Genomic DNA, 17,249 nt, shown 5'->3' with positions numbered 1-17,249 from the left:
GCCCAGCTTGGAGGCGATGGCGGCCAGCTCGGCCGAGGCCAGGAACACGTTGGTGTTCTTGCCCAGGCGGTTCGGGAAGTTGCGCGTGGAGGTGGACACCACGGTCGCGCCCTCGCGCACCTGCGCCTGGTTGCCCATGCACAGCGAGCAGCCGGGCATCTCGGTGCGGGCGCCGGCGGTGCCGAAGGCCGCGTAGTGGCCTTCCTTGATCAGCTCGCTCTCGTCCATCTTGGTCGGCGGTGCCACCCAGAGCTTGACCGGGATGTCGCGCTGGCCGCCGAGCAGCTTGGCGGCTGCGCGGAAGTGGCCGATGTTGGTCATGCACGAACCGATAAAGGCCTCGTCGATCTTGGTGCCGGCCACTTCAGACAGGGTTTTGGCATCGTCCGGATCGTTGGGGCAGCAGAGGATGGGTTCCTTGATGTCGGCCAGATCGATTTCGATGACGTGCGCGTATTCGGCGTCTTTGTCGGCTTCCAGCAGGTTGGGGTTGGCCAGCCAGGCTTCCACCTTTTCGATGCGGCGCTGCAGGGTGCGCGCATCGGCGTAACCGTTGGCGATCATGTTCTTCATCAGCACGATGTTGCTGGTGAGGTATTCCTTGATCGGCTCGGGGTTGAGCTTGATGGTGCAACCGGCGGCGGAGCGCTCGGCGGACGCGTCGGAGAGTTCAAACGCCTGCTCGACCTTGAGGTCTGGCAAGCCTTCGATTTCCAGAATGCGGCCGGAGAACTCGTTGATCTTGCCGGCCTTGGCCACGGTCAGCAAACCTTGTTTGATGCCGTACAAAGGAATCGCGTGCACCAGATCGCGCAGGGTCACGCCGGGCTGCATCTGGCCTTTGAAGCGCACCAGCACCGACTCGGGCATGTCCAGCGGCATCACGCCGGTGGCCGCGCCAAAAGCCACCAGGCCGGAGCCAGCCGGGAAGCTGATGCCAATGGGGAAACGCGTGTGGCTGTCGCCACCGGTGCCGACCGTATCGGGCAACAGCAGGCGGTTGAGCCAGGAGTGGATGACGCCGTCGCCGGGGCGCAAGGCCACGCCGCCGCGGCTGCTGATGAAGGCCGGCAGTTCGCGGTGGGTTTTCACGTCCACGGTCTTGGGGTAGGCGGCGGTGTGGCAGAAGGACTGCATCACCAGATCGGCCGAGAAGCCCAGGCAGGCCAGGTCTTTCAGCTCGTCGCGGGTCATGGGGCCGGTGGTGTCTTGCGAACCCACGGTGGTCATCTTGGGTTCGCAATAGGTACCGGGGCGCACGCCCTGGCCTTCTGGCAAACCGACCGCGCGGCCGACCATTTTTTGCGCCAGCGTGAAACCGGCCTTGGTTTCCTTGGGCGGTGTGGGCAGGCGGAACAGGGTGGAGACCGGCAGGCCCAGGAACTCACGCGCCTTGGCGGTGAGCGCGCGGCCAATGATGAGGTTGATGCGGCCACCGGCGCGCACTTCGTCGAACAGCACATCGCTCTTCAACTGGAACTCGACCACGGTCTTGCCGTCTTTGACGATCTTGCCGTCGTAGGGCATGACGTCGACCACGTCGCCCATTTCCAGCTTCGACACGTCCACTTCAATCGGCAGCGAGCCGGAGTCTTCTTGCGTGTTGAAGAAGATGGGAGCGATCTTGCCACCCAGCGTGACGCCGCCGAAGCGCTTGTTGGGCACAAACGGGATGTCCTGGCCGGTGGCCCAGACCACGCTGTTGGTGGCCGACTTGCGGCTGGAGCCGGTGCCGACCACATCGCCCACGTAGGCGACCAGGTTGCCTTTTTTCTTCAGGTCTTCGATGAACTGCATGGGCCCGCGCTTGCCGTCTTCTTCGGGCTTGAAGGCCGCGTCCGGGCGCGTGTTCTTCAGCATGGCCAGGTAGTGCATGGGGATGTCGGGACGCGTGGTGGCGTCGGGCGCGGGCGACAGGTCGTCGGTATTGGTTTCGCCGGGCACCTTGAACACGGTGACGGTGATCTTCTTCTCGACCTCGGGGCGCGTGGTGAACCACTCGCCGTCGGCCCAGCTTTGCATCACTTCTTTGGCCTTGGCGTTGCCGGCCTTGGCTTTTTCGGCCACGTCGTTGAAGAAGTCGAACATCAGCAGCGTCTTCTTCAGGCCTTCGGCGGCCACAGGGGCGACTTCGGCGTCGTCCAGCAACTCGATCAGCGGGTGCACGTTGAAGCCGCCCACCATGGTGCCCAGCAGTTCGGTGGCCTTGGCCTTGGAGATCAGCGCCACTTTTTCGTCACCGTGGGCCACGGCAGCCAGGAAGCTGGCCTTGACCTTGGCGGCGTCGTCCACGCCGGGTGGCACGCGGTGGGTGAGCAAGTCCAGCAAGAAAGCGTCTTCGCCAGCGGGCGGGTTCTTGATCAGTTCGATCAGGTCGGCCACCTGCTTGGCATCCAGCGCGAGTGGCGGAATGCCCAGGGCGGCGCGTTCGGCCACGTGGGCGCGGTAGTCGGTCAGAAAAGTGGAAGACATGGTTTTCTCCAGGAATGAAACGGAAAAGTGGTGGGGTCTGATGGGTTCTGGTACGGGGTCAAGCAAGCTCAGTGCCGCGCCTCTGCGGCACCGGCCTCTGCCGACGGCTCGGTCTGGAACAAGGCCAGCACCGTTTTGGGCAGAACCAGCCCAGTTTGGTGCGCCCGCTCCAGCACCTGCCAGAAGTAACGGTAGCTCGCCCGGTCGTGCAAACGTCCGGCGTGCTGCAACGGTGCCCAGTCGGCGGCGGCGGCGCGTTCGATGATGGCAATGGCCGTGTCCACCTCGGAGCGGGCCGGGGCGAACGCAGCCACGATGGTGCGGATCTGGTCTGGGTGGATGCTCCACATGCGCGTGTAGCCCAGCTGGGTGGCGGCTTGCAGCGCGGCGCCTTTCAAGGCTTCGAGATCCTTGAACTCGGTCACCACACAATGCGAAGGCACCTTGCCGTGGGCATGGCAGGCCGAAGCGATCTCGATCTTGGCGCGCAGGATCAGCGGGTGCGTGAACTGCCCCGAGACCCCCATGCCCTCGCTGGGAATGGCGCCGCCATGGGCAGATACGAAGTCCATCAAGCCAAAGCTGAGGGACTGCACGCGCGCATGGGCCGCGATGTCAAAAGCACAGTGCACAGCAGCGCGGGATTCGATGAGCACATGCAGCGGCAGCGCGCTGGCACCAGCGGCATCGAGGGCGGCCACGGCGCGGTCCACATCGGCCACCGACTCGACCTTGGGCACCATCAAATGGCACAGGCGTTGCCCGGCCAGCCCCGCGATCTTGGCCACATCGGCGTCAAACGAGGCGTGGTCCACCGGGTGTACCCGGACCGCCACGCGCGCTTGCGGCGCAGCGCCCAGCGCCAGCTCGGTGACCAGGGCCGCGTGCTCGGCTTCGCCGCCCACCGGGGCGCCGTCTTCGCAATCGAGGGTGACGTCAAAAACACAGGCGCCGAATTCTTCGGTCAGCTCGGCTTGCAATTGCAGGCTTTTGCGCATCCGCGCCTCGACACCGCTGTAATGGTCACAAACCGGCAACGCGAACGCGCCGGCCTGGGCGCCAAGCAGTATTTGAGCGGGATGCGGTTTCACTCAGTGCATCACAGCAAGTGTTTCACGCCGTCTTTTTCGCCTTCGAGTTCGGCCAGGGTCTTGTTGATGCACTCTTGCGAGAACGCATCGATCTCCAGGCCTTCAACGACCTTGTACTCGCCGTTGGCGCAAGTCACAGGGAAGCCGAACATGGTGTCTTTCGGAATGCCGTACCAGCCTTGCGAAGGAATGCCCATGGTCACCCACTCGCCGTTGGTGCCCAGTGCCCAGTCGCGCATGTGGTCGATGGCGGCGTTGGCAGCAGAAGCCGCCGAAGACAGGCCACGCGCTTCGATGATGGCGGCACCGCGCTTGCCCACGGTGGGCAGGAACACGTCCTTGTTCCAGACCTGGTCGTTGATCATGTCTTTCACCGAAGCGCCGTCGATGGTGGCGAAGCGGTAGTCGGCGTACATGGTGGGCGAGTGGTTGCCCCACACGGCCAGCTTCTTAATGGCGGACACGGGCTTGCCGGTCTTGGCGGCGATCTGGCTGGCGGCACGGTTGTGGTCCAGGCGCAGCATGGCGGTGAAGTTGTTGGGGTTCAGATCGGGCGCGCTCTTCATGGCAATGTAGGCGTTGGTGTTGGCGGGGTTGCCCACCACCAGCACCTTGACATTGCGCGAAGCCACGGCGTTCAGCGCCTTGCCCTGGGCGGTGAAGATCTGGCCGTTGATGGCCAGCAACTCGGCGCGTTCCATGCCGGCCTTGCGGGGCATGGAACCCACCAGCAAGGCGTAGTCGGTGTCTTTGAACGCCGTCATCGGGTCGCTGTGCGCTTCCATGCCCACCAGCAGAGGGAAAGCGCAGTCTTCCAGTTCCATCATCACGCCCTTGAGCGCTTTCTGGGGGCCTTCAACCGGCACTTCCAGCAATTGCAGGATCACGGGCTGGTCTTTGCCCAGCATTTCGCCCGAGGCGATGCGAAACAGCAGGGCGTATCCAATTTGACCAGCGGCGCCGGTGACGGCAACGCGAACAGGCTTTTTGCTCATGGTGAAAACTCCAGATTAGGACGGTGAAAAAGGAAACAAAGGCGGGAAATGGATGGCCTTGGGACACGGATTTTGATGCGGGTTAACCCGCATCCATGTGGTTTTGGCACGCCCACGAGTGTACTCTCGCAAACCCTGATACGTCAATTTGTCTTATGTCTTATATAAGATATGATTCAAGTCCATCGAACGGCTCCGCGCAGTCCTTTTTCCGCAGCTCTTCCTCGTCTCCCACCTCATGGCAACCCCTCCCCACCCTCATCCAGATGCGATGACGACCGGCCCCGGCTTGTCGGTGGAGACGGGTGCGCCCACCAGCGCAGACAGCGCGCCAACAGGTCAGACCGCCCCTGCTTTCAGCCCCTTGTACCAGCAGATCAAGACACTGCTGTTGCGCAGCCTGCAGTCCGGCGAGTGGAAGCCCGGTGACGCCATTCCCAGCGAATTCGATCTGGCGGCGCGCTTTCGCGTCAGCCAGGGCACGGTGCGCAAAGCCATCGACGAACTGGCCACCGACAACCTGCTGGTGCGCCGCCAAGGCAAGGGCACGTTTGTCGCCACCCACGCCGAACAACACATCCAGTACCGCTTTCTGCGCCTGCTGCCCGACGTCGGCACCCTGGCCGCGCAAGGTTCGGCGGAGCGGCGCATCATCGAATGCCGCCGCCTGCGCGCGTCGGCCGAAATCGCCCGGCAGCTCGAATTGCGCACCGGTGACCCGGTGCTGCAGGTGCGCCGCGTCCTGGCTTTCGCGGGTGTGCCCACCATTCTGGAAGACATCTGGCTGCCCGGCGTCGCCTTCAAGGGGCTGACCCTGGAGGCCCTGGCCGACGACAAAGGTCCCATGTACGCCCTGTTCGAAACCCAGTTCGGCGTGCGCATGGTGCGCGCGGTGGAAAAGGTGAAGGCCGTGGGCGCCGAAGCCGAGGATGCGGCTTTGCTCGACGTGCCATTGGGCCTGCCTTTGCTCAGCGTGGAGCGCCTGGCCTATACCTACAACAACGTGCCCATGGAACTGCGCCGCGGCCTCTACCGCACCGAAACCCGCCACTACCACAACGAACTGAGCTGAAGCCCGATGCCGCAAACACTGTCCAGCCGATCCGGCACCGGGCTCCTGGCCCGCGCCGCGCCTGCACATGCTGCATTGCAATAGAATTTGCAGGTCCGCGCCCTGAGTTACCGCCGCGTTACATCCCCTTTTCGCCCTCTCTGCATCCACCCCGGAAGAAAGCCCCACCATGACCGAGTTGAAAGCCAAGCGGCCCGAGTTCCGCAACATCAACGCCTTCACGGATCTCACCACCTACCGCCTGCCGCCAGCGGGTTGGGTGTCGATCCTGCACCGCGCCAGCGGTGGTCTGATGTTCATCCTCCTGCCCTTGATCGTCTGGATGTTCGACACTTCGGTGTCGTCCGAAATCTCGTTTGAACGCTTCACCGCCGCCTTCGCGGTCGGTCTCGGCTTTGTGCCCGGCTGGTTGTTCAAGCTCGTGGTGCTGGGCATCATCTGGGCCTACCTGCACCACCTGATCGCCGGCGTGCGCCACCTGTACATGGACGCGTGCCACGCCGTGAGCAAAGAATTCGGCAAGTCTTCGGCCATCGTCACCCTGGTGTTGAGCATCGGGCTGACCCTGGTGCTGGGCGCCAAGCTCTTCGGTCTTTATTGAGCCGACAGCCCTAAAAAGAGAACAAGAGGAAACCCCACCATGTCCGTCAATTTCGGTTCCAAACGCGTCGTCACGGGCGCCCACTACGGCTTGCGCGACTGGCTCGCCCAGCGCCTGACCGCCGCCATCATGGCGCTGTTCACCCTGGTGGTGCTCGCTCAGCTGGTGTTCAGCAGCGGCCCCATCGGCTACGAGTCCTGGGCCGGCATCTTCGCCGCCCAGTGGATGAAGGGTCTCACCTTCGCCGTCTTCATCGCCCTGGCCTACCACGTGTGGGTCGGCATGCGCGACATCTGGATGGACTACGTCAAACCCGCGGGCATCCGCGTGGTCCTGCACGTGTTCACCATCGTCTGGCTGGTGTCCTGCCTCGGCTGGGCCGTTCAAGTTCTCTGGAGGCTCTAAAGCCATGACCGCAACAAGCAATCTTCCCAAGCGCAAATTCGACGTCGTGATCGTGGGGGCCGGTGGCTCCGGCATGCGCGCCTCGCTGCAACTCGCCCGCGCCGGCCTGAAAGTGGCCGTGCTGTCCAAAGTGTTCCCCACCCGCTCGCACACCGTCGCCGCACAAGGTGGCGTGAGCGCCAGCCTGGGCAACATGAGCGAGGACAACTGGCACTACCACTTCTACGACACCATCAAGGGCTCCGACTGGCTGGGCGACCAGGACGCGATCGAGTTCATGTGCCGCGAAGCACCCAAGGTGGTTTACGAACTCGAACACTTCGGCATGCCTTTCGACCGCAACCCGGACGGCACGATTTACCAGCGCCCGTTCGGCGGCCACACCGCCAACTACGGCGAAAAGCCGGTGCAGCGCGCCTGCGCCGCTGCCGACCGCACCGGCCACGCCATGTTGCACACGCTGTACCAGCAGAACGTCGAAGCCAAAACCACGTTCTTCGTGGAGTGGATGGCGCTCGACCTGATCCGCGACGCCGATGGCGACGTGGTGGGCGTGACCGCGCTGGAAATGGAAACCGGCGAAACCTACATCCTGGAAGCCAAGCAAACCTTGCTGGCCACCGGTGGCGCCGGGCGCATTTTTGCGGCCAGCACCAACGCCTTCATCAACACCGGTGACGGCCTGGGCATGGCAGCGCGCGCGGGCATTCCGCTGCAAGACATGGAGTTCTGGCAATTCCACCCCACCGGCGTGGCCGGCGCGGGCGTGTTGCTGACCGAAGGCTGCCGTGGCGAAGGCGCGATCCTGCTCAACAACGAAGGCGAGCGTTTCATGGAACGCTACGCGCCCACGCTGAAAGATCTGGCTCCGCGCGACTTCGTGTCCCGCTGCATGGACCAGGAGATCAAGGAAGGCCGTGGCTGTGGTCCGAACAAGGACTACATCCTCATGAAGCTGGACCATCTCGGCGCTGAGACCATCCACAAGCGCCTGCCATCGGTGTACGAGATCGGCGTGAACTTCGCCAACGTCGACATCACCCGCGAGCCCATCCCCGTGGTGCCCACCATCCACTACCAGATGGGTGGCATTCCCACCAACATCAGCGGCCAGGTGGTCACGCCCGATGGCGCCGGCGCTCAAAAAGTGGTCAACGGCTTGTACGCCGTGGGCGAATGCGCCTGCGTCAGCGTGCACGGTGCCAACCGCCTGGGCACCAACTCCTTGCTCGACTTGTTGGTGTTTGGCCGTGCCGCCGGCAACCACATCGTCGAAACCAACGACAAGTCCGTGTCGCACAAGCCCTTGCCCGCCGACGCTGCGGACAAAACCCTGGCCCGCCTGGCCCGCTTGGACAACTCCACCAGCGGCGAGTATTCGCAAGATGTGGCCAACGACCTGCGCGCGGCCATGCAGCAACACGCCGGCGTGTTCCGCACGCAGGCCATCCTCGACGAGGGTGTGACCAAGATCAATGCCATGCGCGAACGTGTGGGTGCGATCCATCTGGGCGACAAATCCAAGGTCTTCAACACCGCACGCATCGAAGCGCTGGAAGTGGAGAACCTGATGGAAGTGGCTCAAGCAACCATGACCTCGGCCGCCGCCCGCAAAGAATGCCGTGGCGCGCACACCGTGAACGACTACGAGCGCCCGGCCGACGACGCCGAGTTCCCGTTGGGCCGCAACGACAAGGAGTGGATGAAGCACACCCTGTGGGACAGCGCCACCAACAGCCTGTCGTACAAACCCGTCAACTTGAAGCCGCTGACCGTGGCGTCGGTGCCGCCCAAGGTTCGTACCTTCTAAGCACCTGCCCACACCCGCCTCACGAAGCCCGGAGAAAAACACCATGGCCCTACGCACATTCAAGATCTACCGCTACGACCCGGAAAAAGACGCCAAGCCGTACATGCAAACCATCGAGGTCGAACTCGACGGCCACGAGCGCATGCTGCTGGACGCGCTGGGCAAGCTCAAGAAGGTCGACCCGACGATCTCGTTCCGCCGCTCCTGCCGCGAAGGCGTGTGCGGCTCGGACGCCATGAACATCAACGGCAAGAACGGTCTGGCCTGCCTGACCAATATGAACACCTTGCCCGGCGTGATCGTATTGAAGCCCCTGCCCGGCCTGCCCGTGGTGCGCGACCTGATCGTGGACATGACGCTGTTCTTCAAGCAATACAACAGCATCAAGCCCTACCTGATCACCGACGCCCCTCCCCCTGAGCGCGAGCGTCTGCAAAGCCCCGAGGAGCGCGATGAGCTCAACGGCTTGTACGAGTGCATTCTGTGCGCCAGCTGCTCCACCAGCTGCCCGAGTTTCTGGTGGAACCCCGACAAGTTCGTCGGCCCGGCCGGTCTGCTGCAGGCCTACCGCTTCATCGCCGACAGCCGCGACGACGGCACGGCCGAGCGCCTGGACAACCTCGAAGACCCCTACCGCCTGTTCCGCTGCCACACCATCATGAACTGTGTCGATGTCTGCCCCAAGGGTCTCAACCCGACCAAGGCCATCGGCAAGATCAAAGAAATGATGGTGATGCGCGCCGTCTGAAGCGCATCCCCTCTGGCCCATGAACACCACCGTGAACCCCGAAGCCCTGCTCGACGAGCGGGGCCTGAGCCGGCTCAAATGGCGTTGCCGCCGTGGGCTGCTGGAAAACGACTTGTTCATCGAGCGTTTTTTTGTCAGGCACGAATCTGGCTTGACTGTCGGTCAAGCCGAAACCCTGGGGGATTTGATGGATCTGTCCGACAACGATCTGCTGGATTTGTTGCTGGGCCGAAAGCTGCCCCAAGGCGAGCTGAACCGTGACAGTGTCACGCAATTGCTGGGTCTGCTACGCGCTGCCCGACCACCCGTTTAAGAACCGCGTCAAAAAGGAAATGTCATGAACCTCGCAGACAACAAAGCCACTCTGTCTTTCTCCAACGGAAGTCCTAGCGTAGAACTGCCGGTCTACAAAGGCAGCGTCGGCCCCGATGTGGTCGACATCCGCAAGCTGTACGCGCAGACCGGCATGTTCACCTACGACCCCGGTTTCCTGTCGACCGCTGCCTGCCAATCGTCGATCACCTACATCGACGGCGACAAGGGCGAACTGCTGTACCGCGGCTACCCGATCGAGCAGCTGGCCACGCATTGCGACTACCTGGACACCTGCCACCTGTTGCTCAAGGGCGAACTGCCCAACGACAAAGAGCGCACCGATTTCCACAAGCTCGTGACCAACCACACCATGGTCAACGAGCAGATGCAATTTTTCCTGCGCGGTTTCCGCCGCGACGCGCACCCGATGGCGATTCTGACCGGCCTGGTCGGCGGTCTGTCGGCCTTCTACCACGACAGCACCGACATCAACAATCCGGAGCACCGCGAGATCGCGGCCATCCGCCTGATTGCCAAGATGCCCACGCTGGTGGCGCTGGCGTACAAGTACAAGATGGGCCAGCCCTACATGTACCCGCAGAACAACCTGAGCTACGCCGGCAACTTCATGCGCATGATGTTCGGCACGCCGTGTGAGGACTACGTGGTCAACCCGGTGATCGAACGCGCGCTGGACCGCATCTTCATCCTGCACGCCGACCACGAGCAAAACGCGTCGACCTCGACCGTGCGCCTGTGCGCATCGTCGGGCACCAACCCCTTTGCCGCCATCTCCGCTGGCGTGGCCTGCCTCTGGGGCCCTGCCCACGGCGGCGCCAACGAAGCCTGCCTGAACATGCTGGAAGACATCCAGCGCCAGGGCGGTGTCGCCAAGGTCGGCGAGTTCATGGAGCAGGTGAAAGACAAGAACTCCGGCGTCAAGCTCATGGGCTTTGGACACCGCGTGTACAAAAACTACGATCCACGCGCCAAACTCATGCAGGAAACCTGCAACGAGGTGCTGGAAGCGCTGGGCCTGGAAAACGACCCATTGTTCAAACTGGCAAAAGAGCTGGAAAAAATCGCGCTGGAAGACGATTACTTCGTCTCCCGCAAGCTCTACCCCAACGTCGACTTCTACTCCGGCATCGTGCAGCGCGCCATCGGCATTCCCGTGAACCTGTTCACCGGCGTGTTCGCCTTGGCACGCACCGTGGGCTGGATCGCCCAGCTCAACGAAATGATCGGCGACCCCGAGTACAAGATCGGCCGTCCGCGCCAGCTGTTCACCGGCTCCGAGCGCCGCGACGTGAAGCCACGCTGATCGCCATGCGGTCCACCGGGCCGCAAACCTTCTGCAAAACCCGCCCAGCGCCCGCTCGGCGGGTTTTGTTTTGGCGGCTACGGTATTCGTGGAATACGAAGGACAGAATCACTCCAAGGGTAGAAAATGGACAACTCATCGCAGAATGCGACGACAGTGCCCCCAGTTGGTCCACCATGAACGCCCCCGAACGCAGTTTCACCCGCCGCATCGATCTCACCTCGCTGCAACTCTTTGTTGCGGTGTGCGAGCGCGGCAGCATTGGCAAAGCCGCCGAACAGGAATTCATGGCGACTTCGGCCGTCAGCAAACGGGTGTCCGACCTGGAATCCGCCGTGGGCAGCAGCCTGCTCTACCGCAACGCCCGGGGCGCCACGCCGACGCCAGCCGGCCAAAGCCTGTTGCACCATGCGCGCTCCGTGCTGTTCAGCCTGGACAAAATGCAGGGCGAACTGTCGGAATACGCCGACGGTGTGCGCGGCCACGTCCGGGTGCACGCCAACATTTCGGCCATCGTGCAGTTCTTGCCCGAAGACCTCGGCACCTTCATCCGCGCCCACGAGCAGATCAAGATCGATCTGGAAGAACACCTCTCCACCGAGGTGGTGCGCGCCGTGCACGAAGGCGCGGCCGACCTCGGCATCTGCCACACGGGCCACACGGGTACTTCTGGTCAACCGCTCGGCCTCCAGACCCACCCTTACCGGCAAGACCACCTCGCGCTCGTGGTGCCGCGCAACCACCCGCTGGCCGAGCGCCCAACGCTGGCCTTCGCCGAAAGTCTGGACTGGGACCATGTGGGCCTGCATGCGAACAGTTCCATTTACCTCGCCATGCACGCCGCCGCTGCAACCACGGGACGGGGCATCCGTTTGCGCATCCGTGTGACCGGGCTGGACGCCATGTGCCGCATGATCCACAACGGGTTGGGCGTGGGCCTCATGCCGCAGCGCGCTTTCGAGCTGATGCACGGCGTGGGCGATCTGGCCTGCGTGCCTCTGAGCGACACATGGGCCCGCCGCCAGATCGATCTCGTCGCCCGCGACTTTTCCTCCCTGCCCGTCACCGCCCGCCTGCTGGTTGCCCATCTGAGCGCGCAGGCGGGCCATCTGCCCGCTTAAAATCACCTCAACTCCAAGAAACAGAAACCCACCGCCATGCCACGCACCCTCTACGACAAGATCTGGGACGAACACATCGTCCACACCGAAGAAGACGGCACCTCGGTGCTCTACATCGACCGCCACCTGGTCCATGAAGTGACCAGCCCACAGGCCTACGAAGGGCTGCGCCAGGCCGGGCGCAAGATCTGGCGCATGAGCTCGGTGGTCGCCACCGCCGACCACAACACCCCCACCACCGGCTGGGAACTGGGCTACGACGGCATCACCGATCCGATCAGCAAAGAGCAGATCACCACGCTCAACGACAACATCGCCGAGTTCGGCGCGGCGGCCTTCTTTCCCTTCATGTCCAAGCGCCAGGGCATCGTGCACGTCATCGGCCCTGAAAACGGCGCCACCCTGCCCGGCATGACCGTGGTCTGCGGCGATTCGCACACCTCCACCCACGGCGCTTTTGGCGCACTCGCCCACGGCATTGGCACCAGCGAGGTTGAGCACGTGATGGCCACGCAAACCCTGCTGGCCAAAAAGGCCAAAAACATGCTGGTGAAAGTGGATGGCGCGCTCGCCAAGGGCGTGACGGCCAAAGACATTGTGCTGGCCATCATCGGCAAGATCGGCACCGCCGGCGGCACCGGTTACACCATCGAATTCGGTGGCCCGGCCATCCGTGCGCTGTCCATGGAAGGCCGCATGACGGTGTGCAACATGGCCATCGAAGCCGGTGCCCGCGCGGGCCTGGTGGCGGTGGACGACAAGACCATCGCCTATGTGAAAGGTCGTCCCCTCTCGCCCACGGGCGTGGAATGGGACCAGGCCGTGCGCTACTGGAACACGCTGCACTCCGACGCCGACGCCGCGTTTGACGCCGTGGTCGAACTCGACGCCAGCCAGATCCTGCCGCAAGTCACCTGGGGCACCTCGCCCGAGATGGTGCTCGGCATCGACGCCCGGGTGCCCGATCCCGATCGTGAAAAAGACGCCGGCAAGCGCGACGCCATCGAGCGCGCCTTGAGCTACATGGGCTTGGAGCCGGGCAAACGCCTGAACGACATTTATGTCGACAAGGTCTTCATCGGCTCCTGCACCAACAGCCGCATCGAAGACATGCGCGAAGCTGCGGCCCTGGTCAAGAAGCTGGGCCAGAAAGTGGCCAAGAACGTCAAGCTCGCCATGGTGGTGCCAGGCTCCGGCCTGGTGAAGGAACAAGCCGAGCGCGAAGGCCTGCACGAGATCTTCAAAGCCGCCGGCTTCGAATGGCGCGAACCCGGTTGCTCCATGTGCCTGGCCATGAACGCCGACCGCCTGGAGCCGGGCGAGCGCTGTGCCTCCACCTCCAACCGCAACTTTGAAGGCCGCCAAGGTGCGGGCGGCCGTACCCACCTGGTTTCCCCCGCCATGGCCGCCGCCGCCGCCGTCCATGGTCATTTCGTCGATGTCCGTCAATTCGCTTAACGCATAAAAGGAAAACGCCATGAAATCCATCGCCGCTCTGCTCGCCGTCTCTTTCATGCTGGCTCTGACCGCTTGCAACACCGTTCAAGGCGTTGGCCAGGACATCAAACAAGGCGGGCAAGTCTTGGAAGACGCCGCCAAGAAAAAATGAACAAGTTCACCGTACACAAGGGCTTGGTCGCGCCCATGGACCGCGCCAATGTCGACACCGACGCCATCATTCCCAAGCAGTTCCTGAAGTCGATCCGCAAGACCGGCTTTGGCCCCAACCTGTTTGACCAGTGGCGTTACCTCGACAAGGGTGAACCCGGCCAGGACCTGGCCAGCCGCAAGCCCAACCCGGACTTCGTGCTCAACCAGCCGCGTTACGCGGGCGCCAGCGTCTTGCTCGCCCGCAAAAATTTTGGTTGTGGATCGAGCCGAGAGCACGCGCCCTGGGCCATCGACCAATACGGTTTTCGCGCCATCATCGCGCCCAGCTACGCCGACATTTTCTTCAACAATTGTTTCAAGAACGGTCTGCTGCCCATCGTGCTGCCCGAGGCCACCGTGGACCAGCTGTTCGACGAAGTCCACGCCTTCCCCGGCTACGAGCTGACCGTCGACCTGGAACGCCAGGTGATCGTCAGGGCCCAGGGCGACGAGATCCCGTTTGAAGTGCAGGCGTTTCGCAAGTACTGCCTGTTGAACGGCCTGGACGACATCGGGTTGACGCTGCGGCACAAAGACAAGATCGCCCGCTTCGAAAGCGAACGCCTGGCCACCAAACCCTGGCTCGCTCACACGATGTGACACCCGCCGAACACACCCCCGTCTTTCGGTGGCTGTTGCGCCACTGGTTGATCAGCTATGTGCTGATGGCGGTGGCCTTTGTCGTGTTCGGCGCGGCCTCCTTGAACCTGGTGCACATGTTCTCGGCCAACATCGGTTTTCTCTGGATGTATGGCTGGGACGCGATCCAGGATGGCGCCTTGTGGCAACTGGCCGAACTGGTCTTCAGTACCGCCCTGGCGGTGTGTTTTTATCTGATCTTCAAAACTTGTGAGCATGTACTGGTCCAGCGCATCGCCCACAAACTCCCAAGGAATTCTTCGTGAAAATTGCAGTTCTGCCCGGCGATGGCATCGGCACCGAAATCGTGGCCGAAGCCGTCAAAGTCCTTGACGCACTCGGCATGCCCTTCGAAATGGAAAGCGCCCTGGTGGGCGGCGCCGCCTACGAGGAACACGGTCACCCGCTGCCCGAAACCACCCTGAAACTGGCGATGGATGCCGACGCGGTGCTGTTTGGTGCCGTCGGTGACTGGAAATACGACAAGCTGGACCGCCCTCTGCGTCCCGAACAAGCCATTCTGGGCCTGCGCAAGCACATGGGTTTGTTCGCCAACTTCCGCCCCGCCATCTGCTACGAACAGCTGGTGAGCGCTTCCAGCCTGAAGCCCGAACTGATTTCGGGACTCGACATCCTCATCATCCGCGAGCTGACGGGCGACATCTACTTCGGCCAACCACGCGGGCGCCGGGTGGCCACCGACGGGCACTTCCCCGGTGCCGAAGAAGCCTTCGACACCATGCGCTACAGCAAACCCGAAATCGAGCGCATCGCCCACGTGGCGTTCCAGGCCGCCCGCAAGCGCGGTAAAAAGCTGACCAGCGTGGACAAGGCCAATGTGCTGGAAACCTTCCAGTTCTGGAAAGACGTGGTCACCGAAGTGCATGCCGAATACCCCGACGTGGAGCTGCAGCACATGTACGTGGACAACGCGGCCATGCAACTGGTGAAAGCGCCCAAATCTTTCGACGTGATCGTCACCGGCAACATGTTCGGCGACATCCTGAGCGACGAAGCCTCCATGCTCACCGGCTCCATCGGCATGCTGCCCTCGGCCAGCCTCAACAGCAAGGGCCAGGGTCTTTACGAGCCCAGCCATGGCAGTGCACCCGACATCGCCGGCAAAGGCATTGCCAACCCGCTGGCCACCATCCTCAGCGCCGCCATGATGCTGCGCTTCAGCCTGAACCAGGCCGAAGCCGCCGAACGCATCGAAACCGCGGTGAAATCGGTGCTGGCACTCGGCCTGCGCACGGCAGACATCCACAGCCCGGGCACCACCGCTGTGAGCACCCGCGAAATGGGCGACGCGGTGGTCAAAGCCTTGGCCTGATCGCGCAGCGGTCAAGTCGCATCGCAAGGGCAGCTCGATGAGCTGCCTTTTTTCTGCCCATTGAGCTCTGTACTGCGCTGTGCAATGGGCAACACGCCCAAAGCCCGTCTCGGCGTTCGCGGCCCGCTCACCCGAGCCGTCGACTCCTGGCGTGGCGTTGGGGCCGCGCACAAGCCCATATCCGGTACAATTTACAACCATGTTTGCCGCCCGCCCGTTCGTCCTGAACCTTGCACCCGCCTCCCTGGCCGGTGTGGCTGCGCGCGCAATCTCCAACAAAACCACGACCATTAAGGGCTGACTCAGCCTGGTTCGTCGTGCGCCCCTCCCGGCCAGACGAGCCGGGCAAGTCGGTCAGGTCTGGACCTGTTTTTTTACTTGAAAGGGCGTTTGAAATGAGCAAATTGGTTGGTTTGGTCGGCTGGCGGGGCATGGTCGGCTCGGTGTTGATGGATCGCATGGCCGAAGAGAAAGACTTCGACCTGATCGAGCCGCTGTTCTTCTCCACCTCGAATGCTGGCGGCCGAGCGCCGGCCATGGCGCGCAACGAGACCCAGTTGCAAGACGCGTACAACATCGACGCGCTCAAGCGCTGCGACATCATCATCACCGCCCAGGGCGGCGACTACACCACCGAAGTTTTTTCCAAGCTGCGCGCCACCGGATGGAACGGGCACTGGATCGACGCCGCTTCGACGCTGCGCATGAACAGCGATGCCGTCATCGTGCTGGATCCGGTCAACCTGCCGGTGATCCACAACGCGCTGAGCGCTGGCGGCAAGAACTGGGTGGGTGGCAATTGCACCGTCAGCTGCATGCTGATGGGCGTGGGCGCACTCTACAAGGCCGGTCTGGTCGAATGGATGAGCACCCAGACCTACCAGGCGGCGTCCGGTGGCGGGGCGCAACACATGCGCGAGTTGCTCACGCAATACGGCACGCTCAATGCCGAAGTCAAAGCCCTGCTCGACGATCCCAAGAGTGCCATCCTGGAAATCGACCGCAAGGTGATCGACAAGCAGCGCAGCCTGAGCGCCGGTGAAACGGCCAACTTTGGCGTGCCTCTGGGCGGCTCCCTGATTCCCTGGATCGACAAGGATCTGGGCAACGGCGTGTCCAAGGAAGAGTGGAAGGCCATGGCCGAGACCAACAAGATTCTGGGCCTCGGCGAAGGTTTCGGCAGCCCGGCCATCCCGGTGGACGGTTTCTGTGTGCGGGTGGGCGCCATGCGCTGCCACAGCCAGGCCTTGACCTTCAAGCTCAAGAAAGACGTGCCGCTGGACGATATAGAAGGCATGATCGCCGCCGACAACGCCTGGGTGAAGGTGGTGCCGAACACGCGCGAGGCCACGGTCACCGATCTCACGCCAGTGGCCGTGACCGGCACCATGAGCATTCCCGTGGGCCGCATTCGGAAACTGGCGATGGGGCCGGAATATGTCGGCGCCTTCACCGTGGGTGACCAGTTGTTGTGGGGGGCCGCAGAACCCTTGCGCCGCATGTTGCGGATCCTTCTGGACGCTTGAACAGCTTCAAGCACCGGGTGGCCGTGCGCAGAGGCCATGGGCCAAGACGTTGTGTGACTGCAACGAGAGCGACCTTCTGAACCCGTCCGGAGACCGGCTGAGAAACTCAAGCGGATTCTCAGCTTGTCACCGTAATACGTTGATGTT

General features: G+C 62.9%; 17 protein-coding genes. 14 read left to right on the top strand and 3 right to left on the bottom strand.

Annotated features, from left to right (window positions below; genetic code table 11):
- The 3 genes from acnB to ABYB95_RS00325 all read right to left on the bottom strand — a co-directional run.
- The coding region (acnB, locus tag ABYB95_RS00335) for a bifunctional aconitate hydratase 2/2-methylisocitrate dehydratase (RefSeq protein ID WP_372656435.1) at positions 1-2,472 on the bottom strand (2,472 nt) is incomplete at its 3' end.
- A gap of 68 nt (positions 2,473-2,540) precedes the next feature.
- A complete protein-coding gene (locus ABYB95_RS00330) occupies positions 2,541-3,563 on the bottom strand; it encodes a CoA ester lyase (RefSeq protein ID WP_372656434.1) in 1,023 nt (340 codons plus the stop codon).
- A gap of 8 nt (positions 3,564-3,571) precedes the next feature.
- On the bottom strand, positions 3,572-4,558 hold the full coding sequence (locus ABYB95_RS00325) for a malate dehydrogenase (protein ID WP_372656433.1): 987 nt from the start codon (positions 4,556-4,558) through the stop codon (positions 3,572-3,574).
- Positions 4,559-4,829: 271 nt separating this feature from the next.
- On the opposite strand from ABYB95_RS00325, the gene ABYB95_RS00320 reads away from it, so the two are divergent.
- From ABYB95_RS00320 to asd, 14 genes are all read left to right on the top strand, one after another.
- Complete coding sequence (locus ABYB95_RS00320) at positions 4,830-5,630, top strand: GntR family transcriptional regulator (protein WP_372656437.1); 801 nt, start codon at positions 4,830-4,832, stop codon at positions 5,628-5,630.
- 169 nt (positions 5,631-5,799) lie between these two features.
- Positions 5,800-6,231 (top strand): succinate dehydrogenase, cytochrome b556 subunit, encoded by a 432-nt coding sequence (sdhC, locus tag ABYB95_RS00315; protein WP_372656432.1) that lies wholly within the window; start codon positions 5,800-5,802, stop codon positions 6,229-6,231.
- 39 nt (positions 6,232-6,270) lie between these two features.
- On the top strand, positions 6,271-6,636 hold the full coding sequence (gene sdhD / locus ABYB95_RS00310) for a succinate dehydrogenase, hydrophobic membrane anchor protein (protein ID WP_372656431.1): 366 nt from the start codon (positions 6,271-6,273) through the stop codon (positions 6,634-6,636).
- Positions 6,637-6,640: 4 nt separating this feature from the next.
- Positions 6,641-8,446, top strand: coding sequence for a succinate dehydrogenase flavoprotein subunit (gene sdhA, locus ABYB95_RS00305; RefSeq protein WP_372656430.1), 1,806 nt, complete (start codon positions 6,641-6,643; stop codon positions 8,444-8,446).
- Positions 8,447-8,489: 43 nt separating this feature from the next.
- Entirely contained in the window at positions 8,490-9,194 is a 705-nt protein-coding gene (locus ABYB95_RS00300; RefSeq protein WP_372656429.1) for a succinate dehydrogenase iron-sulfur subunit, read from the top strand.
- Positions 9,195-9,213: 19 nt separating this feature from the next.
- Positions 9,214-9,507 (top strand): succinate dehydrogenase assembly factor 2, encoded by a 294-nt coding sequence (locus ABYB95_RS00295; RefSeq protein WP_372656428.1) that lies wholly within the window; start codon positions 9,214-9,216, stop codon positions 9,505-9,507.
- Between the two features lie 24 nt (positions 9,508-9,531).
- The gene (locus ABYB95_RS00290; RefSeq protein ID WP_372656427.1) at positions 9,532-10,833 is read left to right on the top strand and encodes a citrate synthase; all 1,302 of its coding nucleotides are present in this window, start codon (positions 9,532-9,534) and stop codon (positions 10,831-10,833) included.
- A gap of 176 nt (positions 10,834-11,009) precedes the next feature.
- Positions 11,010-11,954 (top strand): LysR family transcriptional regulator, encoded by a 945-nt coding sequence (locus tag ABYB95_RS00285; RefSeq protein ID WP_372656426.1) that lies wholly within the window; start codon positions 11,010-11,012, stop codon positions 11,952-11,954.
- Between the two features lie 36 nt (positions 11,955-11,990).
- On the top strand, positions 11,991-13,412 hold the full coding sequence (gene leuC, locus ABYB95_RS00280; protein ID WP_372656425.1) for a 3-isopropylmalate dehydratase large subunit: 1,422 nt from the start codon (positions 11,991-11,993) through the stop codon (positions 13,410-13,412).
- Between the two features lie 19 nt (positions 13,413-13,431).
- Positions 13,432-13,563, top strand: a complete 132-nt coding sequence (locus ABYB95_RS00275; RefSeq protein ID WP_372656424.1) for an entericidin A/B family lipoprotein — start codon at positions 13,432-13,434, stop codon at positions 13,561-13,563.
- Positions 13,560-14,204: a 3-isopropylmalate dehydratase small subunit gene (gene leuD, locus ABYB95_RS00270; RefSeq protein ID WP_372656423.1), complete on the top strand. Its 645-nt coding sequence runs from the start codon at positions 13,560-13,562 to the stop codon at positions 14,202-14,204. The genes ABYB95_RS00275 and leuD overlap by 4 nt, the downstream gene beginning before the upstream one ends.
- The gene (locus tag ABYB95_RS00265; RefSeq protein WP_372656422.1) at positions 14,201-14,509 is read left to right on the top strand and encodes a hypothetical protein; all 309 of its coding nucleotides are present in this window, start codon (positions 14,201-14,203) and stop codon (positions 14,507-14,509) included. Before leuD ends, ABYB95_RS00265 begins: the two co-directional genes overlap by 4 nt.
- The gene (gene leuB, locus ABYB95_RS00260; protein ID WP_372656421.1) at positions 14,506-15,576 is read left to right on the top strand and encodes a 3-isopropylmalate dehydrogenase; all 1,071 of its coding nucleotides are present in this window, start codon (positions 14,506-14,508) and stop codon (positions 15,574-15,576) included. The genes ABYB95_RS00265 and leuB overlap by 4 nt, the downstream gene beginning before the upstream one ends.
- A 395-nt stretch (positions 15,577-15,971) precedes the next feature.
- Positions 15,972-17,102, top strand: a complete 1,131-nt coding sequence (gene asd / locus ABYB95_RS00255; RefSeq protein ID WP_372656420.1) for an aspartate-semialdehyde dehydrogenase — start codon at positions 15,972-15,974, stop codon at positions 17,100-17,102.
- The last annotated feature ends 147 nt before the right edge of the window (positions 17,103-17,249 follow it).

It is taken from the genome of Hydrogenophaga sp. (assembly GCF_041633695.1).
In the GTDB taxonomy this organism is placed as follows: Bacteria; Pseudomonadota; Gammaproteobacteria; order Burkholderiales; family Burkholderiaceae_C; genus Hydrogenophaga.
This window is presented reverse-complemented; position numbering and strand designations above follow the sequence as displayed.

Coding starts and splice junctions, on each gene's coding strand:
- ABYB95_RS00300 (WP_372656429.1), top strand. CDS start 8,490: ATGGCCCTACGCACATTCAAGATCTACCGCTACGACCCGGAAAAAGAC.
- ABYB95_RS00325 (WP_372656433.1), bottom strand. CDS start 4,558: ATGAGCAAAAAGCCTGTTCGCGTTGCCGTCACCGGCGCCGCTGGTCAA.
- sdhD (WP_372656431.1), top strand. CDS start 6,271: ATGTCCGTCAATTTCGGTTCCAAACGCGTCGTCACGGGCGCCCACTAC.
- ABYB95_RS00320 (WP_372656437.1), top strand. CDS start 4,830: ATGACGACCGGCCCCGGCTTGTCGGTGGAGACGGGTGCGCCCACCAGC.
- ABYB95_RS00275 (WP_372656424.1), top strand. CDS start 13,432: ATGAAATCCATCGCCGCTCTGCTCGCCGTCTCTTTCATGCTGGCTCTG.
- sdhC (WP_372656432.1), top strand. CDS start 5,800: ATGACCGAGTTGAAAGCCAAGCGGCCCGAGTTCCGCAACATCAACGCC.
- leuC (WP_372656425.1), top strand. CDS start 11,991: ATGCCACGCACCCTCTACGACAAGATCTGGGACGAACACATCGTCCAC.
- leuD (WP_372656423.1), top strand. CDS start 13,560: ATGAACAAGTTCACCGTACACAAGGGCTTGGTCGCGCCCATGGACCGC.
- sdhA (WP_372656430.1), top strand. CDS start 6,641: ATGACCGCAACAAGCAATCTTCCCAAGCGCAAATTCGACGTCGTGATC.
- asd (WP_372656420.1), top strand. CDS start 15,972: ATGAGCAAATTGGTTGGTTTGGTCGGCTGGCGGGGCATGGTCGGCTCG.
- ABYB95_RS00285 (WP_372656426.1), top strand. CDS start 11,010: ATGAACGCCCCCGAACGCAGTTTCACCCGCCGCATCGATCTCACCTCG.
- ABYB95_RS00290 (WP_372656427.1), top strand. CDS start 9,532: ATGAACCTCGCAGACAACAAAGCCACTCTGTCTTTCTCCAACGGAAGT.
- ABYB95_RS00295 (WP_372656428.1), top strand. CDS start 9,214: ATGAACACCACCGTGAACCCCGAAGCCCTGCTCGACGAGCGGGGCCTG.